Origin of the sequence: Bacteroides sp. 43_46 (assembly GCF_001915455.1) — a bacterium.
Lineage (GTDB): Bacteria > Bacteroidota > Bacteroidia > Bacteroidales > Bacteroidaceae > Bacteroides > Bacteroides caccae.
Genome location: NZ_MNQN01000048.1, coordinates 1 through 21,026 on the forward strand (window position 1 = coordinate 1; position 21,026 = coordinate 21,026).

Annotated in this window: 12 protein-coding genes; 1 reads left to right on the top strand and 11 read right to left on the bottom strand. The window is 43.6% G+C overall.

What is annotated here, in order from left to right:
* Positions 1 to 267 precede the first annotated feature (267 nt).
* From BHV72_RS05275 to BHV72_RS05320, 10 genes are all read right to left on the bottom strand, one after another.
* Positions 268 to 2,592 (bottom strand): beta-galactosidase, encoded by a 2,325-nt coding sequence (locus BHV72_RS05275; protein WP_286855025.1) that lies wholly within the window; start codon positions 2,590 to 2,592, stop codon positions 268 to 270.
* A 32-nt stretch (positions 2,593 to 2,624) separates the two neighbouring features.
* Positions 2,625 to 3,944: a Gfo/Idh/MocA family protein gene (locus tag BHV72_RS05280; RefSeq protein ID WP_369894403.1), complete on the bottom strand. Its 1,320-nt coding sequence runs from the start codon at positions 3,942 to 3,944 to the stop codon at positions 2,625 to 2,627.
* A 107-nt stretch (positions 3,945 to 4,051) separates the two neighbouring features.
* Complete coding sequence (locus BHV72_RS05285; RefSeq protein WP_286855026.1) at positions 4,052 to 6,199, bottom strand: alpha-N-acetylglucosaminidase; 2,148 nt, start codon at positions 6,197 to 6,199, stop codon at positions 4,052 to 4,054.
* Positions 6,200 to 6,235: 36 nt separating this feature from the next.
* The gene (locus BHV72_RS05290) at positions 6,236 to 7,816 is read right to left on the bottom strand and encodes a right-handed parallel beta-helix repeat-containing protein (protein ID WP_286855027.1); all 1,581 of its coding nucleotides are present in this window, start codon (positions 7,814 to 7,816) and stop codon (positions 6,236 to 6,238) included.
* Positions 7,817 to 7,868: 52 nt separating this feature from the next.
* Positions 7,869 to 9,545, bottom strand: coding sequence for a right-handed parallel beta-helix repeat-containing protein (locus BHV72_RS05295; protein WP_022042962.1), 1,677 nt, complete (start codon positions 9,543 to 9,545; stop codon positions 7,869 to 7,871).
* Positions 9,546 to 9,639: 94 nt separating this feature from the next.
* On the bottom strand, positions 9,640 to 10,950 hold the full coding sequence (locus BHV72_RS05300; RefSeq protein ID WP_022042961.1) for an IPT/TIG domain-containing protein: 1,311 nt from the start codon (positions 10,948 to 10,950) through the stop codon (positions 9,640 to 9,642).
* 8 nt (positions 10,951 to 10,958) lie between these two features.
* Positions 10,959 to 12,590 carry an IPT/TIG domain-containing protein gene (locus BHV72_RS05305; RefSeq protein WP_122295631.1) on the bottom strand — a complete coding sequence of 544 codons (1,632 nt, stop codon included), beginning with the start codon at positions 12,588 to 12,590 and terminating at the stop codon, positions 10,959 to 10,961.
* Between the two features lie 38 nt (positions 12,591 to 12,628).
* Positions 12,629 to 14,494, bottom strand: coding sequence for a RagB/SusD family nutrient uptake outer membrane protein (locus tag BHV72_RS05310; protein ID WP_286855028.1), 1,866 nt, complete (start codon positions 14,492 to 14,494; stop codon positions 12,629 to 12,631).
* Positions 14,495 to 14,515: 21 nt separating this feature from the next.
* Positions 14,516 to 17,797 carry a TonB-dependent receptor gene (locus BHV72_RS05315; RefSeq protein ID WP_229093633.1) on the bottom strand — a complete coding sequence of 1,094 codons (3,282 nt, stop codon included), beginning with the start codon at positions 17,795 to 17,797 and terminating at the stop codon, positions 14,516 to 14,518.
* Between the two features lie 325 nt (positions 17,798 to 18,122).
* Positions 18,123 to 19,103, bottom strand: a complete 981-nt coding sequence (locus BHV72_RS05320) for a FecR family protein (protein ID WP_005675468.1) — start codon at positions 19,101 to 19,103, stop codon at positions 18,123 to 18,125.
* Between the two features lie 166 nt (positions 19,104 to 19,269).
* Between BHV72_RS05320 and BHV72_RS05325 the strand changes: the two genes are divergently transcribed.
* Complete coding sequence (locus BHV72_RS05325; protein WP_005675467.1) at positions 19,270 to 19,827, top strand: RNA polymerase sigma factor; 558 nt, start codon at positions 19,270 to 19,272, stop codon at positions 19,825 to 19,827.
* Positions 19,828 to 19,911: 84 nt separating this feature from the next.
* Here the strand turns inward: BHV72_RS05325 and BHV72_RS05330 are convergent, their stop codons facing one another.
* Positions 19,912 to 20,925, bottom strand: a complete 1,014-nt coding sequence (locus BHV72_RS05330) for an aldo/keto reductase (RefSeq protein WP_286855029.1) — start codon at positions 20,923 to 20,925, stop codon at positions 19,912 to 19,914.
* Positions 20,926 to 21,026 lie beyond the last annotated feature (101 nt).

Consider the following 21,026-nt stretch of genomic DNA (forward strand, 5'->3'; position numbering starts at 1 on the left):
AATTAATTAATTGAAAACAAATTAGTTATACAAAAAACATGAGAATATGAGATATGAAACTGAAAAATCTTTTCTGGTAGAAACCTAAGTTCAAGTTATTCAGCTTATAGATTTTAAGAGAGATGCCATCCCCAAAAAAAGATCTACCGTAAGGGACAGGAAGATACCTGCCTGAAGACATATAACAAATTATCTTCAGACAGGCAAACCACATCCCTACGGTAAAACATTACTTAGTTTTTTGACGTATCTCCCTGATTTATCTTATCAATGAAACAGGAAGAACTGCGGACGGGTATATAATTGGAACTCTTTTACTTTACCGGATAAGAATGAGCCTTCGCGCACTTTCACCCGGAAAGCAGTAACTTTATATATCTCCTGCATATCAATTATGATCTGATGCGGATGAGAAGCTTTCGCTGTCGGGTCCGTATGCCAGAAGGACGAAACATCTCCGTCGTATAAGTTCTCCCCTACTCCCAGATTCTGGTCCGCCAGTTCACTGTCTACATAGACAACTTTCCATTTCGTTTTATCAATCACCTGACCTTTATCATCCAGCAATTCCACTTCCGAGATACAAGCCTGATTGTCATCCGTATACGAGGAAAGAGTCTCGATGCAAAAATGACGGAAGGTTGCAGCAACAGGGAAATCGAACTGTTGCCACTCGTTCATTTCTTTCAAAGTAGCTTTCAGAATGATATCCCCTTCGTCGAGCGTAGGAGTACCCGTAACCACACGAAGCTGTCCCTTCTGATAATTCTTGTCTACACCGAGGCTGTCGAGAATCGGCCGGTCCAGTCCTTGCAGAACACGGTTTCCGGTATCTTCCATTTCAAAAACGACAATCTCATTCTCCCCTTCTTTCAACCATGGGGCAGGCAGATATAAAGTCTGTTGAGGACCGATATTCCAAAAACGCCCGAGCGATTTACCATTTACCCAGACAGCCCCTTTCCCCCAACGGCTCATATCAACGAAACAGTCGCCTTTCTGCCGAACGGTAAATATTCCCTTATGGAAAGCAGGTTTTCCCTGGATACTTTCGCCAAAGTTCATTTCCGAAACTTTCTCTTTATAAAGCGGCAGAGGAGTGATAGACCAACCTGTCAACTTTTCATCTCCACACAGCACCTGGTTCGTAATTCCTTTCCGGTTGAACAAAATATCGGGACCATAATTAACACGTCCTGTATTTTCTACCAGTATCTCCAGAGTAGCAGGAGCTTTCTGTATATCCAGCATTACATTATTCTGATTGTAACGGCGATCCAGACTTGCCACTTGCTTTCCGTCAACCAGAATTACGGCATAATCACGCAAATCCTGTATAATAAGTTTCTGTTTGCCTGCCTTGTTTATGGTAGTCTGATAGTGTATGTAACCGAAGTCGACTCCCAGATCTTCCATTGAAAGGACATTTTCCGATTCGGTAGTCTGGTGAAAAGCAGCCTGCAAAGGAGCACTTTCTTTCAGTTCAATCGTTGCGAAGGTTGTTGTCGGATTGTCGGCGGGAACCTCGGGCAATACGGTTCCATGAGGCAGATGCTTCTGAATGACTTCCCTGAAAGCATAATATTTCGGGTAACAGTTTCCCCATTCACCCAGAGGCGCGTCATAATCATAGCTGGTGGGCTGCGGACGATATCCTCCAGCCGTATTGGCACCATTCATGTACCAGAAATTTGTTCCTCCGTGGAACATATACATACTAACGGATACGCCTTGTCCCAACATCCAATCGAGTTGCTCGGCAGGGCGTTTATAGTCGACTGTCGAATGGCGCTGTCCCCATACATCGAACCAGGCCGGATAAAATTCCGCCACAAAATACGGACCGCCCGGATGATATTTATCGATGATCTTAAAGATATCTTCGCTGAACACTCCGTTCAATGTCGGCAATGCACCGTCGATGTGTCCGGCCTCAACCTGCCCGCCACCGTCGCAAGTAAATAGCGGAACATTGAATCCGGCATCTTTTATCATATCGCGGAGAGCTGCCAGATATTCTTTATCCGCCGCATACGAACCGTACTCGTTTTCTACCTGCACCATTAATATGTTTCCGCCGTTATTGACCGTCAACGGGGCCAGTTGTTTGCCAAGCGCTTTTATATAACGTTCGCAATACTCCAGGAAGCGGAGATCTTTGCTGCGGTAGACCATGTCCTTTTCTTTCAACAACCAGGAAGGATAACCGCCGAAGTCCCACTCAGCACAAGCATACGGACCCGGACGGAGAATCACATACAAGCCTTCCTCCTGTGCCAGACGTACAAATTCGGCAACATCCGCCTGCCCGCTGAAATCAAACTCACCGGGCTGTCGTTCGTGAAAGTTCCAGAACACATAGACTGATATTGTATTCAATCCCATGGCACGTGCCCTTTTCAAACGGTCGCGCCAATATTCGTGAGGAATACGGGCGTAGTGCATCTCGCCACAAATCAACTGCACATCCTTACCGTCAACATTGAAAGTTCCGCCGTCTATCTTAATACGCTCTTTAGAGGAGCAAGCCAAAAACAGAAACGGCATGAGCAAACCAAGTATGAACTTATAAAGCCTTTGTCCTTTATTCATAATAGATGATTGTTATATTTTTATTTCTATACCTATTGTACAAATGCATGCCGGAATTTACTTACCTTATTCCAGCCTCCACGGGTAAAGTCGGGAACAGCCACCGGAGCCGAACCATTTTCCAAAGAGAGGCGAGTCAACTCAGCCATGCAACACCACTCAGCGAGATCATACACATCCATATCCAACGGTAATCCGTTGCGCAGACAATACACCAGACGATAATCCATGATATAATCCATACCACCATGGCCGCCTACCTTTTTGGCTGTTTCTTCCAGTTCCTGATGAATCGGATGCTTATATTTGTTCATCAATTCCCGTTTCACATCTTCGGGCAAAGAACCGTGCGCATTCAGGTTTTCATGGTTGGCAACAACATTCGTATCTACCTGTTCGGGGCGCAGGCAATATTCCTCCACCGGATATTTGCTGGCATATCCGTCAGTGCCGACCAGTTGATACATCCGGCTATACGGGCGTGGCGTCATTACGTTATGCTGGATGAGCATTGTCTTACCGTTTTCCGTACGAATGACAGTAGTTGTCTGGTCACCGTTCTGGAAATCTTTTACTTCTTCGCCCGTGGTTTTCCGGATATATGCCGGTCCGTTAACCGCCTTTGTATCCACAGCCACCAATGTCTTCATCCTGTCTCCCCGATGAATATTGAGTAGTTGGCAAGCCGGGCCAATGCCATGCGTCGCATAGACATCCCCACGATTGTTGCGATTATAATCCATACGCCAATTATTCCAGTAAGAAGACCAATAATCTTCCAAATTATGAATATAAGCGCCCTCAACGTGCAGAATCTCGCCGAAAACTCCTTGCTGTGCCATGTTCAATGTTGTCAGTTCAAAGAAATCATATACACAGTTTTCCAGTTGCATACAGTGTTTGCGGGTTCTTTCGGAAGTATTTATCAAACTCCAAATCTCCTCCAATGTCATGGCGGCGGGAACTTCGATAGCTACGTGTTTGCCATGTTCCATAGCATACACTCCCATTTCCGCATGGTGTTTCCAGTCAGTAGCCACATACACAAGGTCAATATCATCCCTTTCACACAACTGTTTCCAGGAGTTCTCATCACCGTAATAGGTCATAGCCTCCGGCAAACCGGCTTCCTTGAGAATGTTCTGGGCTTTTTCCACACATTCCTGACGTATATCACACAAAGCCTTGATTTGGATACCCGGAATATGTGTAAAACGGACAACAGCTCCCGGACCACGCATCCCCAGTCCGATAAATCCCACGCGTACCGTGTCCATCTTGGGAGCAGTTAGTTGAATGACGTCCTCCTGCCCTGAAGGACGTTCCGGAGTAGCCACCACAAGGGGATGCATGGTGCTTTTCTTCTGCCCGCAACCGGAAAAGCCTACAAGCAGAAGGGTAATCATTAAACTGATAAATATCCTGTTCATAACTTTCATTCTTTTTACATAAAACAATATTACCTGTCAGTGACCTTATTTATAATTTCTTCCAAAGACATTCGTGGCGCATCGTCCGCCATGTGCAAATTCTTTTCCACCCATTCGCGTTCCCAATGGAAATAATCGGGCGCTTTCGCTTCCTCTCCGCGAAGCAACGCACGCAAGTAATCGAAGTAAACGAGCCAACGCTCCTTATAATAGGTGTTCATCATGCCGGCCCATTCTTTATAGGCATAGTCATGCAAATTGTCTTCCGATGTCACATGTTCTCCCCAATAGGTAATAAGCATCATCAGGTTGTGGAAGTTGTTCTTTTTCTCTGCGGCCGTATTTCCTGCATCTTTGGCCTGTTGCTGCCAAGTGCTCAGACGGAAAAATGGGTCCTGTGCCAACAACTCATTTTCGGTATCGATCATCATCAGGAATTTGGAAACTTCCTGCTCAAATTTCTCAACTTTTTTCTCTTGATAGGCAGTTATCATATCATAGAACACCGAATCAGCTTCATTGGCAATGACTTGTCTCAGGAAGTGTATCAGATCAATGCGATAGGTACGAACCTCATTAAATTCCGGCATTGCCTTGGCAAAAAGGGACGCTGCTTTCTTGTAAAGATCTCTATCATACTTCTTAGCCAGTCTACCCCAAGAGGAAACCGATTTGAGTTCAAGTGCGGGACGTGCGCACAGGATGTTTTCGGGCGGTCCTTCCTGATAACCGACTTCACTGCTATAAATAGATTTCAACATCATCTTCCAGGCAGTCCGTATTTCATCGGTGATACGTCCGTAACGGGCCGTAACATAAGATTCTATCCATTGGTCTACATCCACCCGGTCTTTGTGCCACACCAGTTCAAGTAACAATTCATACGTAACAGGATTGTTGTTTATACCTTCGGGCAAGATACCTACCCCTTTCATATACTTCGCATATTCGCTATTCGAGGCACGGTAAACTTCATCGGCAAAACGTTGTAATTTTCCGTTGATACCGGGACGTTCGCCGAAATTTGTAACAGTAGCCCAAATGAAAGGCGTTCCTTCGTAGCCTTTACGAGTTTCCCAGTTATTGGTATTCTCCCCGAACAATTCCTGAACCAATACATAGCGTTTATCCAGCTTTTCCAGCAAACCCGGCTTCGGGTTGTCCTGCCAGCCTTGCAACACCCAGATAGATCCGGGAAAATGTTTCTGCATCGTTTTTTGTATAGCTCGTCCTGCATCTCCCAGCGCTACGCCGTCCGTAGCTCCTCCCTCATGAAAAGGGTCGCCGGAGAAGAAACGAATGTCCGAACCGTACAAACGGCGGGTTTCGTCATAAAAGATGGCTGCAACACGATCGAACTCCGGGTCCATAGGATCCAGAATATCCGGGCGGGTGAAAGCACCCCAAGTTCCTTGCGGAATGATATGCGCCTTACTCTTGTTTTTCAGGTTGCTCGGCACCATTCCGTAGAATCCGGGCATTAACGGCTCAATCCCCAATGCCTTCATACGCTTCAGCATTTTCTGCACCAGTTTCTTCCGGCTGTCTATCTGTGACTGAGGCATAGGGCCACCCCAACCTTCGATATTTCCCATTAGCCACCAGGCATTATAAGCCGGTCCGGTGATAAAATCGGCAATCTCTTTTTCCGAGTAGTTCATCCGGCGGAGCGTGTTTTGCCATACAGCTTCCGAGCCGTTGGCTACAAGCATCAGGTTCACGCCGTTGAGTGCCATCCAGTCAAGTTCCCATTGCCAGTCGTCCCAGTCATAAAAGCTCATGGTATAATTGAAAGTACAGTAGTTCAGCGCATAGCGATATATAGATGTGGTTTTGACTGTTACAGGTTGTCCGATGACCGGAAGCTCAGTAACGGGGGCGAGCTGGTCACCTAGATGAGACATACTGCGGTGGCAATAATATTTCAGATACCAGTTGACACCGACTGCCGCCGCATTTGCTCCCGTGGCCTGTACCACCAATTTCTTGCCGACAGTCTGCAATATGAAACAATCACCGTCCGAAGACGCAATTTCCTTGAATTGAATATGTTTTCCCAGCCATGGGGCACGGCGGGACACAAGTTCGCGTACGCCATCGAACGTAGCGGCATAGCCAGTGCCTACTACACACAGCAGCACGAAAAGAACAGAAAAGAATTGTTTTAGTATTTTCATGGTTTGTATATTTAAACTAGTGAAAAGGCGGACACTTTATTGATCTGCACCTATGTTAATACGATGATTATCACAACGCTTATCGCCGTCAATGTCGAACATTCCCCGGACATAGCCCTGAAATATGAGTCCTGTCCCTATCGCCGGCGAAGAGGATTTCAAATGTAAGTCAGGTTGTTGTAGCCGGGTACTTTTCAATAGTGGATCTACATCGAACACTGATGTCTTATCACCACTTACAGCCTGCCAGGCGGAAAAGTCGGTGTACTCCTTACCATCCCATATCCATTTATGGTTCTTCTTCGTGGGTGAGAAATAGATATTGCCACCGATATAATTATTCTTTCCCGAAGTCGTGTATTTGCGGATAAAGATATCCCGGTCGGATACGGCATAAATGATATTATTGGCGATTACATTCCCTTCACACAACTCGGAAAGACGGATTTCCCCTTCGCTGCTGTTATCCCGATCATTCACTTTGAGATAATTGTTCGTGCCGTCCAGTTGGCCGCCTTTGAGGTTGTTATTGAACAGAGTGTTGTTCACAACATAACAGTTTTTGGTACTTAGTCCGTCGAAACCGAGATAAGCTCCCATATAGATACCGGTACGGAAGTTGTTGTACACAAAATTATCACGTACGATACAGTCCTTGGTCTGCAACTTGTAACTTTCACTGCAAAGCCCGATACCACGGTCACATTCGAAAACCTCATTCTGCTCTACAATCGTGTTTCCGTTGCCGCACAGGTATATACCGATCGCGCCGCCATTGGATACGGACTGGCTCCAATAGTCCTGCGATTTTTCGTGTGTACAACGGTATACTTTATTGCGACGCACTACCCCGTTGCGTGCATAATTGACCGAAATATCGCCTTTGGGGTTCAGATTATCTCCTCCCGCAATGATGATACCGATATTCTCCACATCGTGTACTTCATTGTCCTGAATGGTGAAGTCGACCACATTGCCTGCCAATGTAAAGGCTTCACTTGTGCCGCTATGAATTTCGAAGATTTCACACTTCTCTATCAGCAGGTTGCGAATTGGCGTGTTGTCATCCGTACCTAAGACCAGAATTGCGTGCGCGCTGCGCCAGTCACCTTTTGTGTCAACTAACGGGCAGTCATTCTTTATATCATATACTTTGCATCCCCGGAATGTTATGTTACCGGACGTTCCGGTTATATAAATTCCTTCCGGATCTGTGTTGTTCTCCGAATCGTGGGCATGGCAGATATGCAAGTTCTCAAATTGCATATAGTCTATATTATTGACCTGTACCAGTGCATTGCCCCATCCTTTGATATACAGGTCGGAACCGTCTATTTTAGCAGTTTCACCGGGATAACTTTTCAACGTTATCATCTTGCCGGGCTTTCCCGAACGTGTCGGAACGACAAACTCTCCGTATGATCCCTCCCGCAAGAAAACGGTATCGCCGGGATTGACACGCTGCAGTGCTGCGGCTATTGTTTTTAAAGGTTTTCTTTTACTTCCATTATTCGCATCATTACCAGTCGGAGCCACATACCAATGGGCAGAAGCAGCTCCGCATGCTAACAAGCTAAATAGAAGAAAGCTTATGAGCGAACAAAAACTTTTTCTCATTTCTATTTGGCTTTAATTGAATATCTTTGAATTTAATCTATAATCTGTTTTATTACTGATCGGCTCCTATGCTGATATTTGTTCCATTGTAACGTGCATTACCATCAATATCATAGCTACCTACGAAATAGGCGGCAATGAAATAACCGGCGTTCTTAGCGGGCGATCCTGATTGTAAGTGCAAATCAGGAGCGGATATGTCAAGGCTCACCAATTTCGGATCGACATTATAAAGCGAGTTCTCATCTCCGCTGGCTTTCTGCCATGAAGAGAAATTCGTATATTCTACACCATCCCAAAACCACTTGTGATTGGCAGAAGTCGGAGAATAATAGAGATTGTAGCCGATTTTGTTCTTGCTACCGGACCGGGTATATTTACGGACAAAAATATCCCTATCGGTCACAGCATAAATGAGGTTGTTCATTATTGTATTATTAGTACAATTCTCAGCCAGGCGAATCTCACCCTCGCTATCCTTTTCATCATTGATATTTTCCGAATTATTGCTTCCGTTCAACGCACCGCCAACCAGGTTATTGTGATAGAGCGTGTTATTTACAACATAACATCCGGACGTACCTCCTACCGTGTATCCGATATAATCGCCCAGGTAAATTCCCGTACGATAGTTGTTGTAAACAAAATTATTACGCACAATACAATCTTTGGTAGCCAGCACATTACTCTCGCTAACCAAACCGATAGCACGGTCACATTCCCACACGATATTCTGCTCGATAATAGTACTTGCACCTCCGCAAACATAGATTCCAATCGCCCCATAAGCGGCAGGATTATTATAAACACCTTCCCAAAAATCCTTTGAGACCTGATGAGAGCACCGATATACCTTGTTTCGTCTCACCACTCCGTTACGCGCATAATTTACGGATATATTACCACCTGCATTCAAGTTGTCTCCTCCGGCCACAATAATACCGATATTCTCGACATCATGTACTTCGCAATCCTGTATGGTAAAACCGTCAACATTCCCGGCAATAGTCAGCGTTTCACTGGTTCCGGTATGCATATCGTAGATTTCGCATTTTTCAATTGTCAGATTACGTATCGGTGTGCCGTTATCATCTCCTATGACTAGAAACGCATGCGCACTACGCCAGTCACCGTTGTTATGTCCTGCAAGACAAGTACTTTTTATATTATAAACCTTACAGTTACGGAAAGTGATGTCTCTTGACACTCCATTGATATATACCCCTTCCGGGTCGGTATTAACATCCGAATTCGTAGCATTGCAGATATGCAGGTTTTCAAAAGTCATATATTGGACACTTTTCAGTTGCACCAATGCACTGAACCAACCTTTGATCGTCATTCCGGTCCCATCAATCTTAGCAGTTTCGCCCGGATAACTTTTTAATGTTATCAGTTTACCTTTTTCCCCTGAACGAGTAGGAGTGACAAACTCATGGTATGCACCCTCCCGGAGAAAAATCGTATCACCGGGATTGACACGCAACAATGCCTTTGAAATACTTTTCAGAGGACTGTCCAGAGTACCACTGTTTCCATCGTTGCCTGTGGTAGCCACATACCAGCTTACCGGTTCATTGCCGGAAGGGTTATCAGGATTTTCCGGTTCATCCCCTCCATTTCCACCTTGTTCTTTTCCCGGTTCATCCGGTAGTTCCTTATCATCATTGCCACACGCGCTAAGCCCGATGAACAAGGTAAGAGCCAATAGAATCATTTTCTTTCTCATTTGTACTTCTTTTAAATACCCTATTAAAAACTGAAAAACAGAAGAGGCGGCTTAAAGATGCAGAAGCACTCCTCCCCGCCTCATTCCCCCTTAATTATTCATAAACTATCTTCCTTATCACATTATTTTTCTTATCGTAGACATAAATCACACCATTTTTATCTACGGCAAGGTCCTGAGGTCCTGAGAAAGCGGCAGAGCCGGCATTAGCATCCACATATCCTGCCTGAGTACCACCTGCAACCAAGCGTACCACTCTGTTTGTCATATCGAGCAGGCGAATACTTTGGTCAAGATTCTCTCCACCGTCCCACGCACCATTACCAGCTACGTAGATATCACCGTTCGAATCAATAGCTAAATCAGACGGGAATGTAAAGAGTGCATCCTCAAAAGATCCGTTCAGATAGCCCGATGTTCCTTTACCTATCAAATTCTCTGCTTCCCAAGTACCAGCTTTGAATTTTACAATGCCATTCAGAATCTGGTCGGCTGCATACAAATTACCTTCCTTATCCACAACAATCCCTCTAAAATTACCGGTAGTTATCTGGGTAGATCCCTCTGCCGTCCATTTGTAAATACCACTACTGGACGATACAAAAATATCTCCATTGCGTTTATCTACGGTCAGGAACCAAGGTTCAAAGTCTGTTTCTCCAAGTGTAGTTGTCACTCCTTCAGGTGTTATTTTCCTGATTTTCCATTCGAACACATCGGTCAGAATTATATTTCCTTCCGCATCGCAATCCATTCCGTAAAGTCCGTTAAAGCGTGCCTGTACTCCTGTTCCGTCAATGCAACCTTTATTTCCGGCCAGTCCTGCCAAAGTCGTGACAGTTCCGTCAGGAGTAATCTTACGGACACAGTAGTTGACGCAGTCGCCTACATACACATTTCCGTCATCATCTACGCAAACAGAACCTTTCTTCCAGTCTTCAGCCGGCTCTGCTTTGGCAGCGTCAAAGAAAAACAGTGCCTCACTTCCAACTCCATCCTGATATCCCGGTTCGCCATTGGCACTACCTGCCAACGTAGTGACTACCGCAGAGAATGAATAAGTAAACTTCTCGATAGTACGAACGGGTTCCCGGTTGGCAATAGTAATAGTAAGCTCTCCGTCCCCCAATTTAGGAGGGACGATAGCCAGAATGTTGTTCATACTGCAATTAAGCACTTTCAAAGGAATGTTTCCTAAAGTTACCGAGATATCTTCCGGATTCTCAGAAAAATTCTTTCCGGTAATCAGAATTTCCGTTCCGGCACTACCGCTAGTCGGATAAAAACGATTCACAACTACCGGACTACCAGCATCGTGCCCGTCATCGTCTTTACAACTGCTAAATAGATTTACACTGCCTATCAGTAAAATCAAAATTATATATTGAATAGTGTTCAGTTTCATAAGACTTATCATTTTTCTACGGTTGTTATTTTCTTTACACAATTATTCCGCCGGTCTAATACATATACCGTACCGTCCTTATCGACACAGACAGAAGAAGGCGCACCAAAGGCGGCTGGCAGGCTTTCAAGCGCTGAATTGACACCTGCATAAGAAAGCACTTCAAAGCTGCTATCCGTATTTCCGGAAGTTCCGGAACCGGCAAATGTGGTAACCATTCCCGTTTTCTGGTCTATATACCGAATACTTTGGTCGGCACTAACTGTCGAAGCTTCTGCTGTACCATTACCTGCTACCAAGATATTACCGTCTGCCGTAACTGCTATTCCCCACGGAGAAGTAAAGGTCGCTTCATTAACCGGACCATCAGCATATCCGCTTTTGCCGGTACCAGCTATTACAATAGGTGTATCCCAACGATCCTTGACATATTTAATAATCTGGTTAGTTCCGATATTGGTAATATAGAGATCACCCGTACGTTTATCAATATCCATACCTCCACAATTTCCAGCACCCGCACCGGCAATAATCAAGTTGCCCACACTTGCCGGGTCACCTCCATAATCGTTCAAGTCTTTGAGCAAAATATCTCCGTTTGACTTCATACTGTAAAGACGATTGCTTGCTTCATCAATGGCCAAACTAATGGCTGCCTGATAACCCAAATACAATGCTTTTCCATCAGGCTCGAAACATACGGTTGCCCCAGTCCAATCGTCACAAATGTACATATTACCTTTGTTATCAACCTTTAAGTCAGTAGGACGTACCACTGCATTGTACGAACCTGTACCTCCATTATCATACCGCCAATTAATTCCCCAGTCTACATCATCTGCCGTACCTGTACCCGCCATTTCTGTGACAGTGCCGTCAGAAGCGATTTTACGTACGCGCAAATTACCTATATCCGTCAAATAAACATTTCCATTGTCATCGGCTGCGATACCGCCCCGGCGGTATTCCCAATCCGCACACATAATATTAAATTCGGAACTTCCCGGCAGAGTGGTAACTGTACGCTCGAACACGAGTTCTTTATATTCAAAATCTCCCGTAGTAAGAGTTCTTCCGTTAAAACTGATTACAATAGGATATGATCCGAAGTCTGTTTCCGGAATAGTCACCAGGAAATATCCTTCTTCAACTGTACAATCAGCAGCTAGCCCATTGTAGGTAGCGGACGGATTCTTGATTTCCGTCGGTAAGTTCTCTACATAGATACGTACTTTTGTCCCAACCTTTCCATAAGCAGGAGAGTAACCCGTAATGGCTGTTTTCTGGAAAATAAAGTTCACTTCCGACTGAGTTGTCTTCCCATTTGTCTTAATGACAATAGGAGCCGTTCCTATTGCTTCATTATCCGGAACTTCCACCAATAACTGCTCTTCATTGGAACGCAGAATAGATAATTGTACTTCATTAATACTCACACTGATAGAAGTTGCATCCAAAGGAAACTGTTCACCGTTTATCAATAACTGCGTACCTCCTTTTCCTGTATTCGGAGCAAAATCATAGATAGAAAGTTCTCCGGCACGAGGTGACAACGACTTTTCATCATCGTCCGTACAGCCGGTGAAAATGGTTGCTGCCAAAATAACAACCATAGATATATAGTATGAAATTGTTTTCATTATGCTATCTTATTAGTTTTATATTTTTCAGGAAAATTCTACCAACCCGGATTCTGAACCAAGCCACGTCCACGGTCAATCTCTGTCTGAGCAATCGGGTACAAATACATCTTATTATCCCAATATCTGGTCTGCAACAACTTGCGTTCATAGAAACCTTCAAAAGCAAATCCTTGTCCCTGATCGTCAGCAAGTACATTCATACGATAAATCTTGCGATTCTCTTCTTTCTCATAAAGTAACCGGCGCGCAAGCGTCCAGAAACGGTCGCCTTCAAATGCCAGTTCAATCTGACGTTCGCGAAGAATCCATTCACGCATTTTTTCTTTATCACCCAAATCCTGAGGATAGGTAACCGTAATATTCGGAATACCGGCACGTTCACGAATCTCATTAAAATAAGTGATAATCTTGGGATCTTCCGGATTGTATTCGTTCATCGCTTCCATATAGTTCAATAATATTTCGGCATAACGAATATGAATATACGGGCGGTATACTGCCTGATCGTTACGGATACTGGAAGAGGTACTTACTTTCTTGGCTACATTATACCCGGTGAAGTCGGTCATCTGCGTTCCCGCTCCCGATGAACCGGAATAGTAATATTCAGCTCTTCCGAATCCATCTTTATTCTTGTCGGAAGAAAAATAATTGCGGTCGTCAACAGTTATGGCAGAGAGCACCGGACGTCCGTTATAATGTACGGAAGCATAGAAACGAGGTTCACGATCAACGTACATATTCGATTCTCCTTTACGGTATCCCCGGTTAATCTCATTACGGACTTTTCCGTATTCGTCCGGATCATCTTTCTGCGCAAATCCTTCTTCCGAATAATTCTCGTCATCATTGATATCCAGTCCGTCACGAGTCAAAAAAGCATCTACGATATTCTGCGTTGCATTCTGCATGCTATATCCGCCATTCTTCGGGTTACAACGTTTATCATATCCCCACTGCCAGTCTCCAGATTTATGAGTAGCAAATATAACTTCAGCATGATTGCCGGACATGAACAGTTCGCGGAAAGACAGATACGGGTCAAATTCTCTATCACCGCTTTCTGTATTGTGATAAAGATGATAAATGCCTAGATCAATCACATCTTCGGCGGCTTCAGCAGCAATTCGCCACTTTTCCTGATCTTTGGTCTGTGGTGCCAACAATTCTCCGTCCTTATTCTTGAAATCCTTGAAACGGGGATTTCCATTCCAGAGTTCACTGGCTGCCAACAAACGAGCTTGTGAAATCACCGCCAAAGCAGCCCCCCTCGTAGGACGTCCCAGATAAGCTGTTGAGGTCCATACATCCGGCAGTACATTCAATGTTGATTCCATCAAGCCACAGACATACTCCACACATTCGTCAAATGGACGGCGAACATAATTATTGAAATCTTCGTCTTGCTCGACAGGTTTCTCGAAAATAACAAACGGTCCATACAGACGCAACAGATTCCAATAGAACCAACCACGCAAGAAACGTGATTCCGCCTTATACTGAGTCTTCAAATCAGTACTTAACACACCTTCCGGAACACGGTCGATGTTTTGCTCGAATACAAGCGCTTTCTGAATACCTCGATAAGCAGCACTCCATTTATTATCACCCAATGTATTGGAAGGTCCCCAGTTGCCTTCTACCATATTACGGACATTCGTATTAGAAAAGACACAGGAGGTTTCATCAGCAAAACCGAACACAACCGGATCATCAGTAGACAGCCAAATATATCCGTAAATGTTATATAAATAAGCTTCCGCCTCCACACGGGTTTCCCAAATCATATCCGTAGTTTTCAGGTTCTCCGGTTTCTGGTCCAAATAATCACAAGAAGAGACTCCTATAATGCCGGCGGACAACAGCCCGACAGCCAATATACGGCTAAATATTTTTTTCATTGTTTTCATTGCTTTATTAGATTAAAACGAAACTCTCATTCCCAATGTCACCATACGCGATAACGGATACTTTGCCCCATTAGAACCAAGTTCCGGATCCCATAACTTGAATTTAGAGAATGTCAGCAAGTTTTGTCCGGACAGATAGAAATAAAGGTATTCTATTCCTTTATCCATTAGTTTCTTGTTCTCAAGCGTATATCCGAGCGAGGCTTGTTTCAAACGCAGATAACTGCCATCTTTCAACCAATGCGTACTATTCACATAGTTGTTGTCATTTGTTGTTGCATTAGCTGTCATACGCGGATACCATGCATCTGCACGAGGATTGTCCGCCGTCCAGCGATCTAATGCTTTGGTGATGACATTGCTGGGATTCAGTCCCATGCCGGTGAAAGGTACAATACCGACTCCACTTGCTCCCCAGTCACCGTTGCCGGTATCAATAGAACCACCATTGGCCATAATAGATACATCCGACACTCCCTGGAAGAAGAGAGCCAAGTCAAAGTTATGATAGTTGATATTAAAGCCCATACCGTATGACCAAGAAGGGAACCAGGACTTGCCCAAATAACATTGGTCATTAGCGTCAATCACACCATCATCGTTCAAGTCTTTATACTTGATGTCACCAGGTGCCAGTTCACGCATCTGTCTCGGACTCTTTTTGATTTCTTCCTCACTCTGGAAATAACCTTCGGCTATATATCCATAGAACTCGCCATAACGGGTACCTTCACTCTTTTGATAAGCGTATTGCATAGCCGGTTCGTCACGGAACACAATCTTATTCTTGCTATAAGTCAGATTACCAAATAAACGCAACCCTACTTTGTTACCGATACGGGTCTGGTATTCCAAATTCGCATCTACTCCTTTATTATCCATTTCACCCATATTGGCATAGATAGAGGCGTCAAAGCCTGCCATGCTCGGCAAAGAAGAACGTTGAATCAGAATATCCTTACGTCTTTCCCAATAATAATCCAATGTCAAGTTCAATTTACCCCAAAGCATCATTTCCAAACCAATATTTGTCTTATAAGATTTCTCCCAAGTCAGTTTGTCCGACCCCAGCAGCGTCTCTCTAATACCGTATACGAGATTTCCGTTCGGTCCGAATCCATAGCTGTTTCCGCTTCCGAACTGAGTAAAATAAGCAAAACGGTCTCCTGTACCACCAATGTTATCATTACCTACGATACCATAAGAAGCACGCAATTTCAACAAGTCTACCGTACGAGTCATATTCTTGAAAAACGGTTCGTTTGAAATGACCCAACCCACAGAAGCAGCCGGGAAGAAACCGAAACGATGTCCGGGAGCAAAGTTCTCCGAACCGGTGTAAGAACCGTTCACCTCTGCTAAATAGCGTTCTTTATATCCGTAGCCGAAACGGGCAGCAATCGCCTGATTACGATATGGAATAGAAGCAATGGCACTTCCGGCAGTAGCAATCATACGGTTACGCATATTATAAAGCACCATTCCATTTACGTTATGATGACCGAAAGTGCGATCATATGAGATATTGGCTTCAGTATAAATAACTCTTTCTCCCGTATCGCTATGTTCATAATAAAGTTCATCAGAACCTTCCTTGATCGGTTTACCAAAGACTAGTTCTCCGTTTCCGTCACGCTGGTTGGTATACCATAAGTCTACCCCTCCGGTACGCTTATTATTGAACTCACTATAACTGTCAAAAGAGAAACGAGCATAAGCCGAAAGTCCTTTGGTTATGAAATCTAATTTTTGGTTGACGGTAAATACCGATTGCAAAGCCGGACGGAAAGTATCAGTGTACCCGCTGTTCTGCACTTCGTTCATCGGATTGGAACCAGCATTGGCCGGAGGACCTGCCCAACGCCCGTCCGGATAGCGAACAGGAAAAGCAACCGGTGAAGTTGAGAAAGCTTCATACCATAGTTTGTTAGAAGCGATACCCGGATAACGCGAATCTGTCATAATAGCCGACAGGTTCATCTGTAATAAAGTAGTTTTTGTAATGTTCACGTCTACGTTACTACGGAAATCATAACGCTTATAATTCAGGTTCGGGTCATACCCGTTTTCCTTCTTTACATTATATTGTCCTCCCTGGTTATAGAAAGAAGCGGACAAGTAGTATCGAACCAAGTCGCTACCACCACTAATATTCAGGTTGACATTAGATACAGATGAAACATTCTTATAAATCTTATCGATCCAATCCACATTCGGATATAAGTAAGGATCCAGTCCGCTCTCGGTTTTTAATATCTGTTCACGGGAATATACCTCACTCAATCCCGAATTTCGACGACTTTCATTATATAACATCATATAATCAACACCACTCAACATCTCCGGAACTTTAGTGAAGTTGGTAAAACCCGTTTCTGCCTTTATGGAGATTTTAGGCTTACCTACCGACCCGCGTTTAGTAGTAATAATCATCACACCGTTAGCACCTTTCGCACCATATACAGCAGTAGCAGAAGCATCTTTCAAGAGAGAGATGCTAACGATATCTTCCGGGTCAATATTGTTGTAAGCACCTCCATAAGTGGAGTTCACATCGTCACGCTGCACACCGTCTACAATTACCAATGGAGATGTATTTCCCGTGAAAGTACCGATTCCACGAATTGTAAAGGTCGAGTTATCATATCCCGGTTCACCACTGGACTGTACGGAAATAATACCTGCAACCTTACCTTGCAAAGCATTGCTAAGATTGGCAACTGGAGTTTTCAGGCTTCCTATATTCACCGAAGCTACCGATCCGGTCATCGTCACTTTCTTCTGAGCACCGTATGCCACAACCACTACCTCTTCCAAACTGGAAGTAGCTTCTTCCAAAGAGACATTAATAGTAGTCTGATTGCCCACTTTGATATTCCTGGGTTCATATCCCATAAAACGGAATTCCAATTCTGACTGATTATCAGGAACTGTTATCATGTAAAATCCATCAATATCAGTAATTACACCAGTAGTAGCATTTGCCAATTTTACGCTCGCCCCCGGAATCGACTCACCGGTAGTAGTGGTGACATTACCTTTGATGGTACGTGACTTTTTTGTATTGACAGACTGTTCCTCTTTTGCCGGAAACAAAAGAATCTGTTTGCCCTGAATTTTCCAAGAAATTCCTTTTCCCTTAAAAGCCTGTTCTAAAGCAACATTAATTGATTGTTTATTAACGGATACAGTGATTCGCTGATTCGTTTTAAGTTGATTATCTTTGTAAAGAAATGAATAACCACTCTGGGTCTGAACCGCTTCTACAAACTGTTTCAGCGTAACATTTTTCATATTCAGAGTCAACAAATCTGATTGTTGTGCCTGCGCCTGGAGCGATATAAAAAACAGTAGAAATAATATTTGCCAGGTACAAAGTCTTAGCTTCCCCAAAAAGGATAGAGGTAAAATAAAACCTCTCATTCCCTTTGGGATTGAAATATTTTTCATAAATTTGCAATTTAAAATTAATAATTGGTAGAGTTAATTTTAATCTGGATAGGATTGGAAAACGGGAATTTTCCGATCCTTTTTCTTTTTCAAGTTGTGTTCATCATCTTTCTTTTTAGGATTAGCATTTTTTAGTTTATCATAATATTAGGCTGCCTATTTCTTTTTTTTATTTCGGAGTCACCAAATAGGTTCCATCCGGTTGCTGTTGATAATGAATGGGAGTAATCAAATCAATCGTCTCAAAAATATTCTCCAGAGATTGGTCTATGTCAAAACGCCCTGAGAATATTTCTGCTTTCAATTCCTCACCTTCAATACGAATCTCCGTATGATAACGTTTACTCAACATAAACATTACATTTTCCATTTTTTGAGATTCAATATTCATATATTTATCTTTCCACGTAGTATAGAGTTGAAGGTCGACATGGCGGACCTCAATACCGGATTGCCGGCTGACACGCCCCATTTCCCCGGGTCGTAAGATTACTCCGTCTTCTGCCTTGTTGCGCTCGTTCAACTTTACCGAACCGGATTCCAAGACTACTTCTGCCATATTATCCTCTTCCGATACTCTTACGTCAAAACGGGTTCCGAGCACCTTTACTTCTACAAGCTCCGTAACGACCTGAAATGTTCTTCCATTGTCTTTTTTCACATCAAAGAAGGCTTCACCGTCCAAGTACACTTCCCGATTACGTGCAGATAACTTATCAGGGTATTTCAAGCTCGAACCACCCCCCAGCCAAACCTTAGAGTTATCGGGAAGCGTGAACAGCAAGGCTTCTTTTCCTTGGTTCATCACAATCAGCATATCCGGTTTAGCCCAAAGCTGATAACCCAATACACCCCCCAACACACATAGGACAGCAATACTGGCTGCCACGGCACAACGACGGATAATCAACTTCAATCGTGGCTTTCTGTTTGCTTTCATACCGGATTCTACCTTGCTCCAAGTACGGTTCATTACTTCTTCCACTTGCCGTGTATCCATATTCACCAATGAGTCATCCACCAGCTGAGAAGCACGCTGCAAAGAAGTATCTTCTTTTAACATCTGCTCCAGTGCCTCTGCTTCCTCTTTACTTAAAGAATGATCAGTTCTTTTAGCAAGCAAGTCCCATATACTACTATTCTCTTTCATCTTTTTACAAATATTATTAAGCGCTTCTATATATAAAGACAGAAATAAAATTCAAAATACGTAGTTGAAACCAAATAAAAAGTTACTTTTGCAAATAAATATTGTTAATAGACGCTTCTACATTATAATTTTTTATTGTAAAAACCTTATAATCAAATTCTTGAATATGCCACATAAAGAGGATGACATTAGTTATCTATTAAGTCAAATTAGTGAAGGTAACTCCTCCTGCTTTGAAAAAATGTACAAGCGGTACTTCAAAAAATGTTATTCTATTGCATTATATTTCGTTCAGTCCACTTCTTCGGCCGAAGATGTGCTGTCCGACGTCTTTCTCACTCTATGGCATAAACGTGAGAACTTGAAGGATGTGAAAGATTGGGATTCTTACTTATTTATAACAACCAAGAATCATGCTATCACATTTTTGGAGAAAAACCGTCAGGATAACTTAAGTTCTATTGACCAAATCATCATAGAGATACCGGGAAACGACCTCACGCCGGAAGAAAAGTTACTCAAGAAAGATATGGAAGAATGTATGCAGCAAGCTATCCGGCAACTGCCTGAGAAAACCAGAATTGTTTATTGTATGGCAAAAGAAGACCACATGAGCTATAAGCAAATCAGTGAAGCGCTGGATATATCCGAAAGGACTGTCAATACACACATGACTACAGCTATTCGCAGACTGACGGAAAACCTGCAAAAATACTTTAGATAAATTCGGCCAACTATAATAAGGAAGCTATCAAACTAAAAAATCATCACTAAAAAAGGGAGACTTTACGCCCCCCCTTTCCGGTTACTATAAAATCATTCTGGATAATATTTGCTCTATTTCAGCTAACTCTTCGGACGTAAACTCCAAATGCTCCAATGCTTTCAGGTTATCAGCCAACTGATTCACGGAACTAGCTCCTACTATCACCGACGTCATTCGTTCATCTCTCAGTACCCATGCCAACGCCATTTCAGCCAACGTCTGCCCACGGTGATGGGCTATTTCATTCAGTTGCCGGGCAGCTTCTATTTTCTCCGGTGTCACCTGCGAGCGTTGCAGGAAACCGGAAGAACGGGCAGCCCGCGAATGTTCCGGGATACCATTCAGGTATTTGTCCGTCAATAATCCCTGCGCCAAAGGAGAGAAGGCGATAAAACCGGAACCGGATGCTGCAGCAAATGGAAGGATTTCGGCCTCAACCGCCCGATCGAACATACTATACCGGTATTGGCTAATCAGACAGGGAACACCGGCCTTCGCCAACATTTCATAAGCAATACGTGCTTGTTCGGGAGGATACTTGGATATTCCGATATAAAGAGCCTTACCTCGCTTCACGATATCAATCAATGCCTGAATCGTTTCTTCCACCGGAGTGACTCCGTCATAACGATGAGTATAAAAGATATCGAAATACTCCAATCCTGTACGACGGAGACTTTGATCAATACTTGCCATCAGATTTTTACGGGAACTGTTACCGCCATAAGGTCCTGCCCACATTTCATGTCCGGCTTTGGAAGAGATAATCATTTCATCGCGATACCCCTGAAAGTTCTCTCTTAGAATCCGCCCGAAGTTTGTTTCGGCACTTCCGGGAACAGGACCGTAGTTATTTGCCAAATCGAAATGAGTAATACCGTGATCGAAAGCATACTTTATCATATCGGTTGCCATGGTGAAGTCATCTACACTGCCGAAGTTATGCCATAATCCTAAAGAAATAAGAGGTAGTTTCAGACCACTCCGACCACAATATTTATACTGCATCCGTTCGTAACGTTCGGTTGCCGGCTGATAAGCGAATGAATTATCCATAAGATTCACGATTTATCTTTCCTATTACAAAAATCAATTTTTCTTCTACAAAGAAAGGGAAAAAAGCCTGCATAAACAAGAATCGGGAAATATACTTCATA